A 14,674-nucleotide genomic window follows, 5' to 3' on the forward strand; every position below is an offset into this window, starting at 1 on the left:
ATTAGTTATACCACCATTCTTCTTCCAAAATTGTCTTATGACTCTATCAAGTGGCAAGCGACGAGGTGACTCTCACCTCCCTTCAAGATGGGTTCTTCCTCACGGCAGCGATCCGTTGCAAACGGACAACGCGTATGGAAACGGCATCCACTGGGAATGTTTGCAGGGCTTGGCACATCCCCGCTCAGCCGGACCCGCTCCCGTTTCTCCCCGAGTATCGGGATTGCCGAAAGCAATGCTTTCGTATATGGATGCTGTGGATAATTATAAATTTCCTCACAGTCGCCATATTCAACTAATTTGCCCAAGTACATGACACCGACGCGATCACTGATATATTGAACCATCGTCAAATCATGGGAAATGAATATATATGTTAAACCAAACTCCTCTTGCAGTGATTGCAAAAGTGTCATCACTTGTGCCTGAATCGATACATCAAGTGCCGAAATCGGTTCATCTGCAATGATTAGTTCCGGCTGTACCGCCAGTGCCCGTGCAATCCCAATGCGCTGCCGCTGTCCACCGGAAAACTCGTGTGGATAGCGGGATAGATGGTCTTTTTTCAGCCCTACGCGAAGCGCCAAATCCAATACCCGCTCCCTTCGTTCCCGACCGCCGGCCAGACCATGAATATCAATACCTTCCGCAATCAAATCTTCAATATTCATTCTAGGATCCAACGAAGCGTACGGATCCTGAAAAACCATTTGTACATTGCGGCGATATCGCTTGGCAGATTGGCCTTTGATACGCAGAACATTTTCATTTCGGTAGAGAATTTCTCCATCTGTTATCGGATTCAGCCCCAATATGAGCCGGCCCGTTGTAGATTTGCCACAACCGGATTCACCGACAAGCCCAAGTGTTTCTCCTTTTGAAATTGAGAATGTAATTCCGTCTACCGCCCGAACAATACTTTTGCGAACTTTAAAATGCTTTTTTATGTTCCGTAACTGTAAGAGTTCCATGGCTGTCTTCCTTCCCTTTGCGGATGCAGCAACCAGCAAGACGTTTCTTGGCGATCTGTTTTAAACACGGGTGGATTGTGCTCAGCGCAAATACGCATCGCATAGGGACAACGCGATGCAAACGAACAACCCACGGGCGGATGCAATAAATCCGGGGGATTTCCAGGAATCGGGACAAGCGCTGACCGGTCACCCGGTTTTGGTTTTGAGTTTAAGAGACCGCGTGTATACGGGTGAGCCGGGTACTGAAGGACATCTTTCACGTTTCCAAATTCAATCACGCGACCCGCGTACATCACCGCCACTTTATCGGCCGCTTCATGTACAACCGCCAAATCGTGTGTGATTAAAAGGACGCCCATGCCCATCTGCTGTTGTAATTCCTTTATCAGTTCAAGGATTTGTGCCTGAATGGTAACGTCGAGGGCAGTGGTAGGCTCGTCAGCAATCAAAAGTCTTGGCGAACAAGCGATCGCGATTGCGATCACAGCCCGCTGACGCATCCCGCCACTATATTCATGGGGATAACTATCGGCGCGACGTCTTGGATCGGGTATGCCAACCTTCTCCAATAGTTCAACCGCCAAACCCTTCGCTTGATTGACCGAAAATTTTTTATGTCGGATCAACGCTTCAGCAATTTGATCCCCTATTTTCATCGTCGGATTCAAAGCAGTCATCGGGTCTTGAAAAACCATTCCGATTTCTCCGCCACGGATCCCTTGCATCTCTTTTTCCGTAAGCAGCATAAGGTTTTTTCCACGCCACAAAATTTCCCCGGAAACACTGGAGTTTTTTGGGAGGAGTCTCATGACGCTTTGCACCGCAACACTTTTCCCGGAACCGGACTCTCCGACAATCGCCAACGTCTCTCCTTCTTCTATTTGGAGGGAAACGCCGCGTACGGCCTGTACCATTCCGTGCGGGGTCTGAAAATGAACCGTTAACTGCTTTAGTTCCAGCATCCTTATTCCTCCCTTACATTTTTGGATCCAATGCTTCGGACATGCCGTCTCCCAATACGTTAAACGCAAACATTGCCAGGGAAATCAGGATTGCCGGGAAAAACAAACGCCACGTATCGCCATCAAGAATGGAAGATAGGCCGTCATTTGCCATCGTCCCCCAGCTGGCCAACGGCGCCGGCACGCCCAGTCCGAGAAAGCTGAGAACTGCTTCACCAAAAATGGCAGATGGAATGGTCAACGTCATGTTTACCAAAATCGGACCAAACGTGTTTGGCACCAAATGCCGCCATAAAATGCGCGGAACAGACGCACCAAGGGAGCGAGCGACAAACACATAGTCAAGCTCCTTCAGTTGCAAAACCTGCCCGCGTACCAGCCGCGCCATATTCACCCAGCCGGTAACGGTCATAGCCACGATAATCGTAAACAATCCGGGCCCCATTACAACCATCATGAGAATTACCATGAGCAGGTACGGAAGACCGTACAAAATCTCCACAATCCGCATCATGATTTCGTCGACTTTCCCACCGAAAAATCCGGAGATCCCGCCGTAGATAACACCAATGACCAAATCAATCAGCGCTGCCATAAATCCGATGAAGAGGGAGATACGGGCTCCATACCAACAACGGCTGAACACGTCCCGGCCCAAGTCATCTGTCCCAAACCAATGCATTCCGCTGGGGGGAAGGTTTTTTTGCGATAAAACCTGTGTACTGTAGGAATATTTGGTCATATCCGGCCCAAATACTGCCATTATGATTAGGATTGCAATGACGGATAAACTGAACACAGCAAGTTTATTTTTCAAAAAACGACGTCGGACGTCCTGCCGGTATGTTAACGTCGGACGCTCTGCTTCCTCTGGGAGAGCTTCGGCTGGCAAGGGGTCAAATAAATGTTCTGCATATTCTTGCATCAAGCTTTCCTCCCCGTGACTTGAATTCGCGGGTCCACACATGCGTATGCAATATCAACCAAGAACAAAATGAAGATCAAAACTGCGCTGAAAAATACCGTCGTACCCAATATCATTGGATAGTCACGATTAGTGATAGCCGAAACATACAATTGACCGAGTCCAGGTATCCCAAAAATCTTTTCAACGACAAAACTTCCGGTCAACACGTACGCCGCCAGCGGTCCAAGCATGGTCAAGACCGGCAGAATCGAATTTCGAATCATATGCTTCCAAATGATACGTGCAAACGGAAGTCCCTTCGCACGTGCAGTTCTCACATAATCTTGGCGCAATGTCTCCAACATCGAAGCGCGCATCATTCGTGCAAAATACGCGGTGGGAGTGACGGCCAGTGCAATGATCGGCATGATCTCTTGCGCAACAGTTCCCCAACCGGCAGCAGGCAAAATCCCCCATACGACACCCAGATAGTTGATTAATAATGTTGCAAGCACAAAATTCGGAACAGATATGCCGAGAATGGCGAGCACCATGGCACTATAGTCCTGCCAGCCGTTTTGTTTAATCGCGGCAATTGCTCCAAACCCGACACCCAGAATGAATGCGATACATATAGCCCAAAGTCCGACTTGCATGGAAATCGGAAACCCTTGTCCGATAATCTGGTTTACCGACTGATCCTGCCATTGAATCGACGGCCCCAGATTCCCTTGCAGAAGAGATTTTAGGTAATCGAAATACTGCACGCCAAGCGGCTCATTCAAATGGTAGTAGTTCATCATGTTTTGAAAGATTTCCGGACTCATGTTTTGCTCATTTGCAATTGGATTGCCAGGGATCGCGTGCATCAAGAAGAATGTCAACGTGATAATCACCCAAAGTGTTACAGCCATCCAGAGTAACCGCTTTAGTGAATAAAACACCAAATTTTCCACCCCGCTCCTATATTGAACTCCTTGTATCGCACTTCATTGCTTTTTGAACACAGGCTTTCATTGAAAGCCTTTACATTGCATAAATATCAAAACACTTTTCTGATCAACCCCCGTTTTCATTCTCTTTACCTAGTATTTGATTGTTTCTGACAAACCTAAATTCATTTTTGAAAACTTCCATCTCTAGCATGACATTCGTTTTTCTGATGTTTGGGATTGTCTTAATCTTTTCTTTCAAAAAATTCAACAACGAATGGAGAGAATGGTTTACCACCTGTATCAATAATTGATACTCTCCGGTAGTCCAAGTAATAAAGCGAACTTCCGGCATTTCTTTCAGCAGTTCAATACTATTCAGCAATTCTGCTTCATCAATTGCAATTTGTACGATCGCAACAACTTGAAGTCCGAGCTTAATCGGGCTTACGACACCGACAATTTGAATAATACCGTTTTCTTTCAACTGAGATACCCGCAACCGAACCGTTCTCTCCGTTACGCCAACATCATCTGCAATTTCCTTGAATGATTTTCTACCATCTTCTTGCAAGTGTGAAATAATCTTCAAATCTAGGTCATCGATATTTTCTATATGCATGCTCATTTTGAGTCCCTCACAACTTGAATCGTTTTCATTAATGGTTTTATTAGAAACATCCCGTTATAAAGCTGCCACACCATAACAACTTCCAAAATTCCGATATTGATACTATTTTCGCATCTAAATGTTCTAATTTATACCTATATTTAAAATATATATCCATTTTTGGAAATTAGTCAATATATTTGCTGAAGTTTTTGAATTTTTCATTTACCCATTATGCGCTGCTATTTCCAAACATTAAACTCGGTATCTTTACGTCAGGATTTGAATGGTTGGGGTCGTTAGGCTCATACTATATTTGTGGGTATCCTCTATACCATTGCACCAATTCGAAAGGCATCCAATTGTTATACATTCATTTTCTTCCCAGTAGGTAAAACAGACTCTTGGCAAGCCAAGAGTCTGTTTAAATTCTAAAGAGGATAGCAGCATAACACGAAAATTAGTACGGCCTACCCGATATTGTTTGCTGATGATGATTACTTTTGCTTTCGTACAAAATCCTCAGCAGCGTGATATCCAGATGCGTATAAAAAATCCTGATCCTCTTTTGTCAAATGAAATTGTGTGAATGAAATGCTTCCGGTAGGTATAAGGATTGTCCGGCTTGCATCTTGTTGATCGATATGCCGCAAGTCATGCGCTCGGAGCATGGTTTGGAAAATCGCCTCGAGTTTAGAAATTGGGCCTTTTATTCGTTTCGGAAAGCCATCGTTATCTTTTCCCTGAAAACGAAATCCGATTGTGGGTTGTCGAGATAAAGTTCCATTATCAAATAGCCAAATCGGATAATTGCTAAGAATTCCTCCATCCACAGCATAAATCTTTTCCTTCCTTTTTCTGATCTTCCATTTCACTGGTTGAAAGAAAAATGGGATGGATGAACTCATCTTAACGGCATTTGCAATTGGAAAATCCTTTTCCAATACTCCGTATTTCTTTAGATCGTCAGGTATCACCAGCATACGGCCGTTCGTAATATCTGAAACAATAATTTTTAATTTCCCAGCAGGAAGATCACTAAATGTACGAACTCCTTTTTTGGCCAACAAGTCTCCCAGCCATTTTTCCAACGGGTCATTTCGATACATCCCGCAATACAACCAGATTTCCATCCATTTTCCTATGAAAGGAATCTTATAAAGCAATCCTTCCCCCAGAAATCTTCGATAATCCAATTCAAATACCAACTGTCGCAATTGTTCTCCAGTGTAACCGCTGGCAAGAAGCGCAGCAACAATGGCACCGGCTGACGTTCCAGCCAAACCGTCCCAGACATATCCTCTTTGTTCCAATGCTTGAATCGCCCCAGCGAACGAAATTGCAAATATTCCACCGCCTTCAAAAACGGCATTCACACGCACATATATCCCCACCTTCCATTTCGCAGTTGTTTTTTCAGATTACGTCATTACAGAGTACATCAGTACCATGTTAAGAAAGACGGAGATTGTCTTATGACAAAAATAGCATCATTTTTTCGCATACAAAAAGAGAACACGACAAACTGACTCATAATTTCGACTTCCTAGAAATAGTTTAAGAATGTTGAGATTACAAATTCTTGCCTTTTGGGGAGTCGATCATGAGAACGTTAGCTGAACAACTTGGCTATCAAAGGACAGATCGTGTGCTGATCATTAATTGTGACGATCTCGGTATGTGTCATTCGGCGAATGAAGCAGCATTCGTCAGCCTTTTGCATGGTTTGGCAACATCCGCGACCATTATGATTCCTTGTCCTTGGGCGTACGATGCAATTCAACGCTGGCACCAACACCGCAATCTGGCTATCGGTATCCATTTAACATTGACGAGCGAATGGGAAACCTATCGCTGGCGTCCGATTGCACCGAGTTGGAAAGTTCCCGGATTAATTGATCCAGACGGATTCATGTGGCGATCCATCACAGATGTCTATACACATGCAACACCTGAAGAAGTATATTTGGAATGTAAATCTCAAATTGAACAAGGAATTGACTGGGGATTAGACATTACACATCTGGATTCGCATATGGGAGTTATGCAGATACATCCATGCTATTTGCAAGTATATGCTCAATTGGCTGGCGAGTACCGCCTGCCGCTGCGAATGGCTTCCCAGAACGATTATGCCGCAATTGGACTTCCTGATATACGGAATCGTGTGGCGGAAACAGGCATTATATTTTGTGACAATCTTATTTTACCTGAACACAAGTATAAAGATGAAACCATGAAAGAATTTGTCTTACGGAAACTTTCAGAACTCCCTTTTGGGATCAGTGAGTTTTTTATTCATGCAAGTATAATGACTCCTGAATTACAAGCGATTGTTGACAATTGGCAAATGCGTTGCGATGAATTTTGCCTGTTTACAGCGGATAGGGACATTCAATCGAAAATCATTCAAGAAAGAATTTTCTTTACAACGTATCGATTGCTCCGTGATCATCAACGTCGAAAAACCGAATATTGGATTTCTCGGAGATGTGACAGGTGCGAATCCTAGATATGGTAGTATTATCGCAAAGAACAATTTTAAAATCGTTGTTACATTATTTTTAGTTTTGTGAAATACAAGTAGACTTGTTAAAATAAAAAGCCTCCCTATTTAGGAAGGCGTTATAAAGACTCCCAGACTATTCCAATATCCATGCTGTCCATTAAAATTAGTAAATGCCTTATAATCGCCGCTACCTAATGTGCCTTGAACTGTAATTCCTGCACACCGGTGTCATGATCAGAAAATTGTATGATCCCGCCTGGTGTTGTACAATCCGGTCCCAATACCCCTTGTGCAATCCCTGTATCGCTATAATTAACTGGATTTGTCGCATGTTGTGGCAAGGATGGATCGTAGGACGGATTTGGCTTTCCGAATAATGCTTGATTTGAGGTATTTCCTGAGCTGGATACAAATTGGATATCCGGTAGCCCTGACATATCCTCTGCAGCATATGCGGTATATGGAGCTGCAGCAAGTGACACTAAACCCATCAACGCTAGTATCCGGAGAATAAGCTTTGATATACCAATTCCTCCTATTTAATCGTTAAGTGTAGCCAGGGCAGCCACGGTTGGGGTAAAATTCCTTTCGGATTTCTTCTTTATATGCATCAAGCAATTTTAATAAAGCCGGTTCGCCTTCAAGTTTGACTGAAACATACGCCTGAACTTCTTTATTGGCTTTGATTGTCTCATGCAATAGTTCAATAAGCTCATCTTTCGAATATTTTTTAACTTGCGTTTAATTTGAAAAGAAGTTAACATTACGATCTACCTTAGGTATCATTTTCCGCAGCACTTTTTATATTTTTTGCCACTTCCACATGTGCACGGGTCGTTGCGGCCTATTTTTTCAATCTTTATCGCCGGATTTCTTTTTGGTTCACGGTAATCTCTACTACTTTCTATCTTTGAAAAAGAATTTTCTGACGGATGATATCGATCTTGATGAAAACAAGCCCACCCTTGCAGTTCCTTGATTGTGTCTGTTATAAGCTGAAATCTGTAGTCTTGTTGATTGCTTTGTAAGACATCTTCTTTTGTTCTTCTGAGCGTTGTATCGATGCTATCCATTCCAATGACAAATGCTTCAATAATCCTTTTGTCATATAAGCGCCTAATATCTCCATAAACCTCTTCAGGATAGAGATCATTACAGCAGCATGCGATCTCTGCATTAAAATAATAGCTTGTATCTGTAAGCTTATCATTCAATAACTGCTTAAAATAGTCCATAACGAATTCTCTGGATAGTTGACCGTTAAAAACCAAAATTACGAGAGAAATCAATGCTTGTCCGCGCGCATACTCATTTGCTTCTGTATTCTCGATTAAACTCATTAACGATTTGATATCTCCATTGAATACAGACGCGAGTATTCTCCCAATATCTTCAGTTATAGCATCCCCAAATATATTTTCACAAATGTCGCTGGGCTGGGATAAAATATCGATCATGATCGGAAAAAGTTCTTTTACCTGGAACTGAGCCAACAAGTAATACGAATAAATAAAGTCCATTCGAGCAGGGCGATCTATTACCTTCGTATAGTCCTCTTTAAGTCCGTTCATAATTTGGAGCAAGTAAGGAATAGCCTCTTCTTTGCGTTCAATAATCTCATGCAATTCGTTACGTGGAAACTTTCCATCATTATAACGAATAGCCGCTAACAAAAGCTCCATTTTCTTTGCCTCCATTACTATCTATAATCTTTAATTCCTTTAATATATCAATCATTCAACACAATAAACCACTGTTTCCTCTGACTTATTGAAATCCTTACTCTCCTTACTCACCGAAATTTTTTGGCGGATAGGATCTGTAAGCCAAAAATATCGGAAATCCTGCGTTTATCGATCGTTCAGTTTCATCAATTTTTCCCGAAAAGCAGGTTTCTTGGGGTATTTGGCAAGCAGCATACGTGTTGTTTGCAAAGTCTCCGCTTGCCCACCTGCTTTTTGAAGCATTCGAATGATACGGCAAACATCCTGATAGTGCTTTCTCGTATTCGAGTGGTCAGCTGTCTATTCAATATACAATTGGAACAGTTTCTTCACTTCAGCAGGAAATTGCTGAATTAAGTACGGATAAAATCGTTCAAATCAACCCGTAAAACGCTATAAACCCGCTCAATGAGCGGGGTATGTATGGTGGAGGCGATCCGTATCCGCGATTCCACATGACATGTTAATTAGGATGTTTGAAGAGGTCCTGTAACTCTCATCTAGTTTACCGAGTAGATCTTCATATTAACTGTATCAATGACAAGCTTTGCTAACCGAATAAAATCGAAACCCAAAATTCCTTGGATGTCGATACCGTAATCCATCGCTCCAATTTCAATTTTACACGGGCTCACAAAAGAATCTCCTAGAGTCACAGAGTCAAACCATTTCGTGAATACGATTTCAGTTCCGCCAACCCCGTGAATGACTGCTGTCTTATCCGTTTCTTCCGGCTTAACACCAATTTCCGATACTATATCAGCATTAAGTATCGTTCCTGCTGAACCGGTATCCAACAATACATTCTTTACACAAAGGCGACGCCCTGAAAAGACGACGTCTATATCAATAATTGGAAGACCATGCATCAATCTAATCTCTATAGCCATCTTTTAAATCCAATCCATTTTTCTTCAATTTTCAAATCAGGACGTGAGGTGTGAAGAAAGTAAATTTCCCTCTCAGGTTGACTCCGATGAAGTTCCTTATACCGCTTCATTGCTTCCAAAGAATCCTCAAAACGGTCAATAAGCGTAACCGAATCAATACACCGAAACCCATTTTTTGAATACGCATCCGCAGCTTCGAATACAACCCACTCATCCGGAAATCTTTCCCTAACTTCTTCCCAGCGCATATCCTCTCACCTCGGCAATCATGATTGCTATAAGTATACCACAAAAACTCGCACGTCCTACCTGACTACGGTGATCAATTCGGGAATTTCCGCTCTTTCTTCTATATCCATGAATATTTAGATGACAATGATGAATAGAGATCATCTCAATGTTTCCTGATTTCTGCAATACCATCTCAAGTTTTCTGCGGTATGGACAGGTTGCTGAGGTTATGAGCAGACGATGTCCCCAAATATCATCCGGTACAGCAAATTCCTTTTGAGCGAGCGGATGGTTCTCTGGCATCAATACAGCAAACTCTTCTTTACTGGACAGTGAAAAGTTTTTGTCGAAAAATTGTTGGATATAGGAATAGCTAAGGAGAGTCTTCAACATGACTTGGTCAGTTCTCCTTTTCGCCCTCCTTCGCACCGTACGTGATTCTTTCGAATCATACGGCGCTCCATCATGACCTTCTACATGAGACGATTCAACTTTTCTCTGAAGGATAGAATCTTTTTCCAGATCTTCTTGCCTAACGAGGCATAATCCTCTTGGCTATGAATCTGTCTGTGGCAATGTTCATGTACCGCGGCTAAATTGTTGACTCGATTGACGGAAGCCTGCGGGAGGTGAGGGTCAATATGGTGGATGTGTAGATTGAACGGTTGTAGTTCTTCGTCACAGACCCTGCATTTCCCTTTGTCCCGGTTATAAGCATAAGCTCGATTCAGGAAGTATTCGAAGTTGTATCTCTTGTCGGTCGCGCCTTTGCTGATGATTTTAGAAAAGTGCAGAGATAACAGCTCATCTGCCCGTGCCCGCAAGGGTGTCTTTCCTGTTCGTTCCCGATACAGCTTTCGACCTTCTATCGTGAAGGGGGATTCCTCCGGATTCTTGAGTTGCGTTTTCTTCCACTTACAAAATGCCAACGAAGTGATGCCGATATTCGCATGCTTGTACGTTACGGCTGGAATGCCCATTGTATAATCTGCGTGGACACTTGCGAGATTGTTCACTTCGTTGGCGGGAAGCCAAATGCCGCCGTATTTGTCCAATACCCTCTTTGCTTTCCATTTCAGGTTGTATGCATATTTGCTCAAGATGATGTTGACCCACGTGGTGCATTGATAATATTGGATGATTCCCCTGATCGTTGCGTTGACGACATTGATTTCATGGATGAGAGCTTCTTTGTTCTTGCAGCGTTTCAGGGTATTCAATTTCTGGTGGAGTTCCCTCGCTTTGCTTTTCAGCCGAGTTCGGTCGGGCATGGTTCGCGTCACATAGCCGGTTCGTGATTTGCCTTTGATCATCTTGCATTCACAGCCGAGGAAATGGATCGGCTTCTCTCGGACGTTGGTGATGACTGTCTTCTCTACCGATAATGCCAGTTTGAGATTCGATCGTAAGTAATTGCTGATTCGTTGTTTCCATTTCTCCGCATTCCGTTTGGTGTCGGTCGCGAGTATCCAGTCATCGGCGTAGCGAACGAGATAAGCAGGCTTGAGGCGGCTCCTTTTCTTGAGGGCTTCCTGCTGAGTGCTTGGCGTTGCATACGTCTGTTTGGTTTTCTTGTTTTCCCATTCCCGGGTCACCCACTGATCGAACGAGTGGAGATACACGTTGGCAAGTAGCGGTGAGATGATGCCCCCCTGTACCGTTCCCAGCGGGTTGATCTGAATTTCATCCATGATTCCCGTTTTGAGCATCGCTTTGATGATCATAAGCACTCGTTGATCGCGTATTCCCATGCCGTATAATTGTTTACACAGTTTGTTGTGGTTGACGCAATCGAAGAATTTGGAAATATCTCCTTCTACGATCCAGGGGTATCCCGTGACATAGAGGATTCGCGTCGTTCTTTCCAGTGCCATATGCGCATCCCGCATCGGGCGGAATCCGTAAGAATGCTTAAAGAATTGCGCTTCCATGATCGGTTCCAGAATGATTCTTACACATTCCTGTACGATGCGGTCGATGATGGCGGGCACGGTCAGTGCAAATTACACAATCATTCAGTCAGTCTTTGGGATTTCTAACAATTACCCACCCTTTCCACCCCCTTCACGATCAATCGTTTCAAATTTTAAAAGTGAAAGAAGTAAATGGAACCCGCATGTACTCCATTCATACCGATTCGGGTATTGTTTGTATCCCTGAATCCTGGACCGATCGTCACTTGCCTTCGATTCAGGCTATTTCCCGTGCTCCTAACTCCCCACTTTACCTAGGGACTCTAAAAGAATTAATTGATTTCATTAAGAGAAAGGATGATCTCCAAACTCGTAAGAATATTATGATTGACAACTTGTCCCATATGGAGGTATTTTCTTAATATGAATACTACTGATAAGAAATCAAGACCCTATCGTCAAGAATCGACTGAACAACTATTAACTCGTAGTCAACAAATAGTAGAGTCCTTATTTGATCCTAGCCAGATCCTTCGCGGTTCTCTTATCACACGCAACATCAAATGTGGTAAATCGGCCTGTCGCTGTTCCACCGGTGAAGGCCATCCTAGTTTCTACCTATCTACTATCCATCAGGGACGCACCCGACTCGATTATGTCCCGGCTTCCTGGGAGCCATGGGTACGTGAAAGATTAGACAATTATCATATCTTGCAGGAACTTATCGTAGAACTGACAGAAATCAACCTAGAGCTTTTACGCCGTCGTGAAAAAAGCGAGTTCCTGCAGAAATAATTCTGGAGGGGATTGTATGTCTAGTTCTGCTTTAGCTGCTTTAGTGGGTAACGACAGCAACAAGGTAGAAGAATTCGTTTCTGTGTTCGCGAATATGCTGAGCTCATTCATAGCGGCATGGCATGGGGAGGAGGAAATAGCAAATGAATCAGACGATATCGTCCATGAAAGTACATCCACAACACCTGGATCGGAAAGCACTGATCTACATTCGCCAGTCGACCTTAGCTCAAGTCCGATTTCACAGGGAGAGCACGGAGCGACAGTATGCCCTTCAGGAGAAGGCTCTGAGTCTGGGGTGGACACAGGATCAAATTCAACTGATCGACGAGGATTTAGGTTTATCCGGTGGGCAAGGTTCCAAAAGGCAAGGATTTCAACGACTTGTAGCCCAGGTCTCACTCGGGGAAGTAGGTGCGATTTTTGGTCTCGAAGTTTCTCGCCTGGCTCGTTCTTCCGCAGACTTATTGCGCCTACTCGAACTGTGCAGTATATTCGACACCATCGTAGTGGATGAAGACGGCATCTATGACTTGAGTGATTTCAATGATCGTCTCATTTTGGGTTTTAAGGGTACGATGAGTGAAGCAGAGTTACACTTTTTGCGCTCACGTCTCATTGGTGGGAAGAAGAATAAAGCCCATAAAGGAGAGCTGCGCTTTCCCTTACCCGTAGGCTATTGTCACGATGTGGACGGCAACACCGTGATTGACCCGGATGAGGAGGTACAGAATGCCGTGCGTCATATCTTTACTGCCTTTCGGGCAACAGGCAGTGCGTATGGTGTGGTTCAGTTTTTTTCGCAAAACCATCTTCGTTTTCCGAAAAGAGCATACGGTGGTGTTTGGGCAGGAAAGCTTATCTGGGGTACGTTAACCCACGGTCGTGTATTGGGGATACTCTATAACCCTGCTTATACGGGCGCTTATGTGTTTGGTCGCTACAAGGATCGAAAACAATTGGATGAGCAGGGCTTGTTTGTTCATCGCATCGTTCGTTTACCCAAAGACCAATGGGAGGTGCTTATTCACGACCATCATCCTGGGTATATTTCATGGTCAGAGTACGAAGAAAATCTCAAACAACTGCAGCAAAATCGAACAAACGCAGAAGTGAGTGGTCCAGCGAGGGAAGGGATTGCCCTACTTCAGGGAATCATCGTGTGCGGAAAGTGCGGTCGCCGCATGTCTGTTCGTTATACAGGAAATGGCGGGATCGCTCCACGGTATGAATGTAAAGCAAGATGGGAAAATGGCGATCGTGCCACTTGTTCTTCCCTTCGCTCTGAACCGGTAGATCAAGCCATTGCCGCCAGAGTTCTAGAGGCTGTACAACCTGCTCAACTTGAACTCGCCTTACGCTCATTCGACAAGGTTCTAAGCGAAGAAGATAAAGTGGAAACAAGTTGGAAACTTTCCTTGGAAAGAGCCCAGTATGAGGTGGATCGTGCACAACGCCAGTACGACCTTGCTGAACCGGAAAACCGATTAGTGACACGTGCCCTGGAAGCGAGGTGGAATGAAAAAATGGCGACACTCAACCAAATTCGTGAAGAATACGAGCATTACTGCTCAAGTCGTGCATGGCGACCGACAGAGCAAGATAAGCAAGATATTCTATCTTTAGCGGAAAACTTGCCACGTATTTGGCGTGCGACAACAACCGAGATAAAGGACCGTAAAAGAATCCTACGTCTATTAATCGAGGATGTCACTGTTTTTTGTGAGCCTGGTCAAGCGGATATTCGTTTAGGGATCCGCTGGCGCAATCAATGCCATGAGGTTGTTCACACGACCAAGCCCTTGCCGCATCACTTGGCGCGCAAGCATTCGATGGAGACGATTGATCGTATTCGAGAATTAGCCCGCGATATGACAGACACTCAAATTGCAGCACATTTCAACCAATCCGGATACCGAACTCCTGAAGGTAAGCCATTTACCACTGACTCTATTCAGTGGCTACGATATCGCTACCGCATTCCTGGGCCTTCAAAACAAAGCAATGAATGGACCGTAAAAGAAGTAGCTCTTCACTTTGGTGTAAGCACTCATGTGGTCTATTATTGGCTGAATAAAGGTTTATTAAAGGCAACCAAAATAGCACCGGGATGGCCATGGAAAATTAAACTTGATGAACACACTAAGAGGACTCTGTCGGATTGGATTTCTCATTCAGGCCATATTTCAAAACGTTCAAAAACATAAGATTTACATACCCTAATTCT

14 protein-coding genes and 1 pseudogene are annotated in these 14,674 nt (G+C 43.9%); 4 read left to right on the forward strand and 11 right to left on the reverse strand.

Going from position 1 to position 14,674, the window contains the following annotated elements; translation table 11 throughout:
- Positions 1-35 precede the first annotated feature (35 nt).
- From LSG31_RS02835 to LSG31_RS02860, 6 genes are all read right to left on the reverse strand, one after another.
- A complete protein-coding gene (locus tag LSG31_RS02835) occupies positions 36-971 on the reverse strand; it encodes an ABC transporter ATP-binding protein (protein ID WP_347437899.1) in 936 nt (311 codons plus the stop codon).
- Positions 944-1,936, reverse strand: a complete 993-nt coding sequence (locus LSG31_RS02840) for an ABC transporter ATP-binding protein (protein ID WP_347437900.1) — start codon at positions 1,934-1,936, stop codon at positions 944-946. Before LSG31_RS02840 ends, LSG31_RS02835 begins: the two co-directional genes overlap by 28 nt.
- 13 nt (positions 1,937-1,949) lie before the next feature.
- Positions 1,950-2,861 (reverse strand): ABC transporter permease, encoded by a 912-nt coding sequence (locus LSG31_RS02845; protein WP_347437901.1) that lies wholly within the window; start codon positions 2,859-2,861, stop codon positions 1,950-1,952.
- The gene (locus tag LSG31_RS02850; RefSeq protein ID WP_347437902.1) at positions 2,861-3,790 is read right to left on the reverse strand and encodes an ABC transporter permease; all 930 of its coding nucleotides are present in this window, start codon (positions 3,788-3,790) and stop codon (positions 2,861-2,863) included. The genes LSG31_RS02845 and LSG31_RS02850 overlap by 1 nt, the downstream gene beginning before the upstream one ends.
- A gap of 112 nt (positions 3,791-3,902) precedes the next feature.
- Positions 3,903-4,403: an Lrp/AsnC family transcriptional regulator gene (locus LSG31_RS02855; RefSeq protein WP_347437903.1), complete on the reverse strand. Its 501-nt coding sequence runs from the start codon at positions 4,401-4,403 to the stop codon at positions 3,903-3,905.
- A 479-nt stretch (positions 4,404-4,882) separates the two neighbouring features.
- Positions 4,883-5,767 carry a patatin-like phospholipase family protein gene (locus LSG31_RS02860; protein WP_347437904.1) on the reverse strand — a complete coding sequence of 295 codons (885 nt, stop codon included), beginning with the start codon at positions 5,765-5,767 and terminating at the stop codon, positions 4,883-4,885.
- Between the two features lie 221 nt (positions 5,768-5,988).
- Here LSG31_RS02860 and LSG31_RS02865 point away from each other — a divergent pair, with 221 nt between their 5' ends.
- The gene (locus LSG31_RS02865; RefSeq protein ID WP_347437905.1) at positions 5,989-6,897 is read left to right on the forward strand and encodes a polysaccharide deacetylase family protein; all 909 of its coding nucleotides are present in this window, start codon (positions 5,989-5,991) and stop codon (positions 6,895-6,897) included.
- A gap of 188 nt (positions 6,898-7,085) precedes the next feature.
- Here LSG31_RS02865 and LSG31_RS02870 read toward each other — a convergent pair whose 3' ends face one another.
- From LSG31_RS02870 to LSG31_RS02890, 5 genes and pseudogenes are all read right to left on the reverse strand, one after another.
- Positions 7,086-7,385 carry a hypothetical protein gene (locus LSG31_RS02870; RefSeq protein WP_347437906.1) on the reverse strand — a complete coding sequence of 100 codons (300 nt, stop codon included), beginning with the start codon at positions 7,383-7,385 and terminating at the stop codon, positions 7,086-7,088.
- A 291-nt stretch (positions 7,386-7,676) separates the two neighbouring features.
- A complete protein-coding gene (locus LSG31_RS02875; protein WP_347437907.1) occupies positions 7,677-8,576 on the reverse strand; it encodes a DUF1186 domain-containing protein in 900 nt (299 codons plus the stop codon).
- Between the two features lie 542 nt (positions 8,577-9,118).
- Complete coding sequence (locus LSG31_RS02880; protein ID WP_347437908.1) at positions 9,119-9,508, reverse strand: retropepsin-like aspartic protease; 390 nt, start codon at positions 9,506-9,508, stop codon at positions 9,119-9,121.
- A 402-nt stretch (positions 9,509-9,910) separates the two neighbouring features.
- A pseudogene (locus LSG31_RS02885) lies at positions 9,911-10,063 on the reverse strand (LysR family transcriptional regulator); the annotation flags it as partial.
- A gap of 149 nt (positions 10,064-10,212) precedes the next feature.
- The gene (locus tag LSG31_RS02890; RefSeq protein WP_347437909.1) at positions 10,213-11,730 is read right to left on the reverse strand and encodes a group II intron reverse transcriptase; all 1,518 of its coding nucleotides are present in this window, start codon (positions 11,728-11,730) and stop codon (positions 10,213-10,215) included.
- Positions 11,731-11,735: 5 nt separating this feature from the next.
- On the opposite strand from LSG31_RS02890, the gene LSG31_RS23235 reads away from it, so the two are divergent.
- The 3 genes from LSG31_RS23235 (at position 11,736) to LSG31_RS02900 (ending at position 14,654) form a co-directional block, all read left to right on the forward strand.
- Positions 11,736-12,074, forward strand: coding sequence for a DUF5372 family protein (locus tag LSG31_RS23235; RefSeq protein ID WP_430734209.1), 339 nt, complete (start codon positions 11,736-11,738; stop codon positions 12,072-12,074).
- 1 nt (position 12,075) lies between these two features.
- On the forward strand, positions 12,076-12,447 hold the full coding sequence (locus tag LSG31_RS02895) for a DUF6788 family protein (protein ID WP_347436541.1): 372 nt from the start codon (positions 12,076-12,078) through the stop codon (positions 12,445-12,447).
- A gap of 143 nt (positions 12,448-12,590) precedes the next feature.
- Positions 12,591-14,654 carry a recombinase family protein gene (locus LSG31_RS02900; protein WP_347436540.1) on the forward strand — a complete coding sequence of 688 codons (2,064 nt, stop codon included), beginning with the start codon at positions 12,591-12,593 and terminating at the stop codon, positions 14,652-14,654.
- Positions 14,655-14,674 lie beyond the last annotated feature (20 nt).

This window comes from Fodinisporobacter ferrooxydans (assembly GCF_022818495.1).
Classification (GTDB): domain Bacteria; phylum Bacillota; class Bacilli; order Tumebacillales; family MYW30-H2; genus Fodinisporobacter; species Fodinisporobacter ferrooxydans.

Coding starts and splice junctions, on each gene's coding strand:
- LSG31_RS02840 (WP_347437900.1), bottom strand. CDS start 1,936: ATGCTGGAACTAAAGCAGTTAACGGTTCATTTTCAGACCCCGCACGGA.
- LSG31_RS02875 (WP_347437907.1), bottom strand. CDS start 8,576: ATGGAGCTTTTGTTAGCGGCTATTCGTTATAATGATGGAAAGTTTCCA.
- LSG31_RS02895 (WP_347436541.1), top strand. CDS start 12,076: ATGAATACTACTGATAAGAAATCAAGACCCTATCGTCAAGAATCGACT.
- LSG31_RS02855 (WP_347437903.1), bottom strand. CDS start 4,403: ATGAGCATGCATATAGAAAATATCGATGACCTAGATTTGAAGATTATT.
- LSG31_RS02880 (WP_347437908.1), bottom strand. CDS start 9,508: ATGGCTATAGAGATTAGATTGATGCATGGTCTTCCAATTATTGATATA.
- LSG31_RS02870 (WP_347437906.1), bottom strand. CDS start 7,385: ATGGGTTTAGTGTCACTTGCTGCAGCTCCATATACCGCATATGCTGCA.
- LSG31_RS02865 (WP_347437905.1), top strand. CDS start 5,989: ATGAGAACGTTAGCTGAACAACTTGGCTATCAAAGGACAGATCGTGTG.
- LSG31_RS02900 (WP_347436540.1), top strand. CDS start 12,591: ATGAATCAGACGATATCGTCCATGAAAGTACATCCACAACACCTGGAT.
- LSG31_RS02835 (WP_347437899.1), bottom strand. CDS start 971: ATGGAACTCTTACAGTTACGGAACATAAAAAAGCATTTTAAAGTTCGC.
- LSG31_RS02845 (WP_347437901.1), bottom strand. CDS start 2,861: ATGCAAGAATATGCAGAACATTTATTTGACCCCTTGCCAGCCGAAGCT.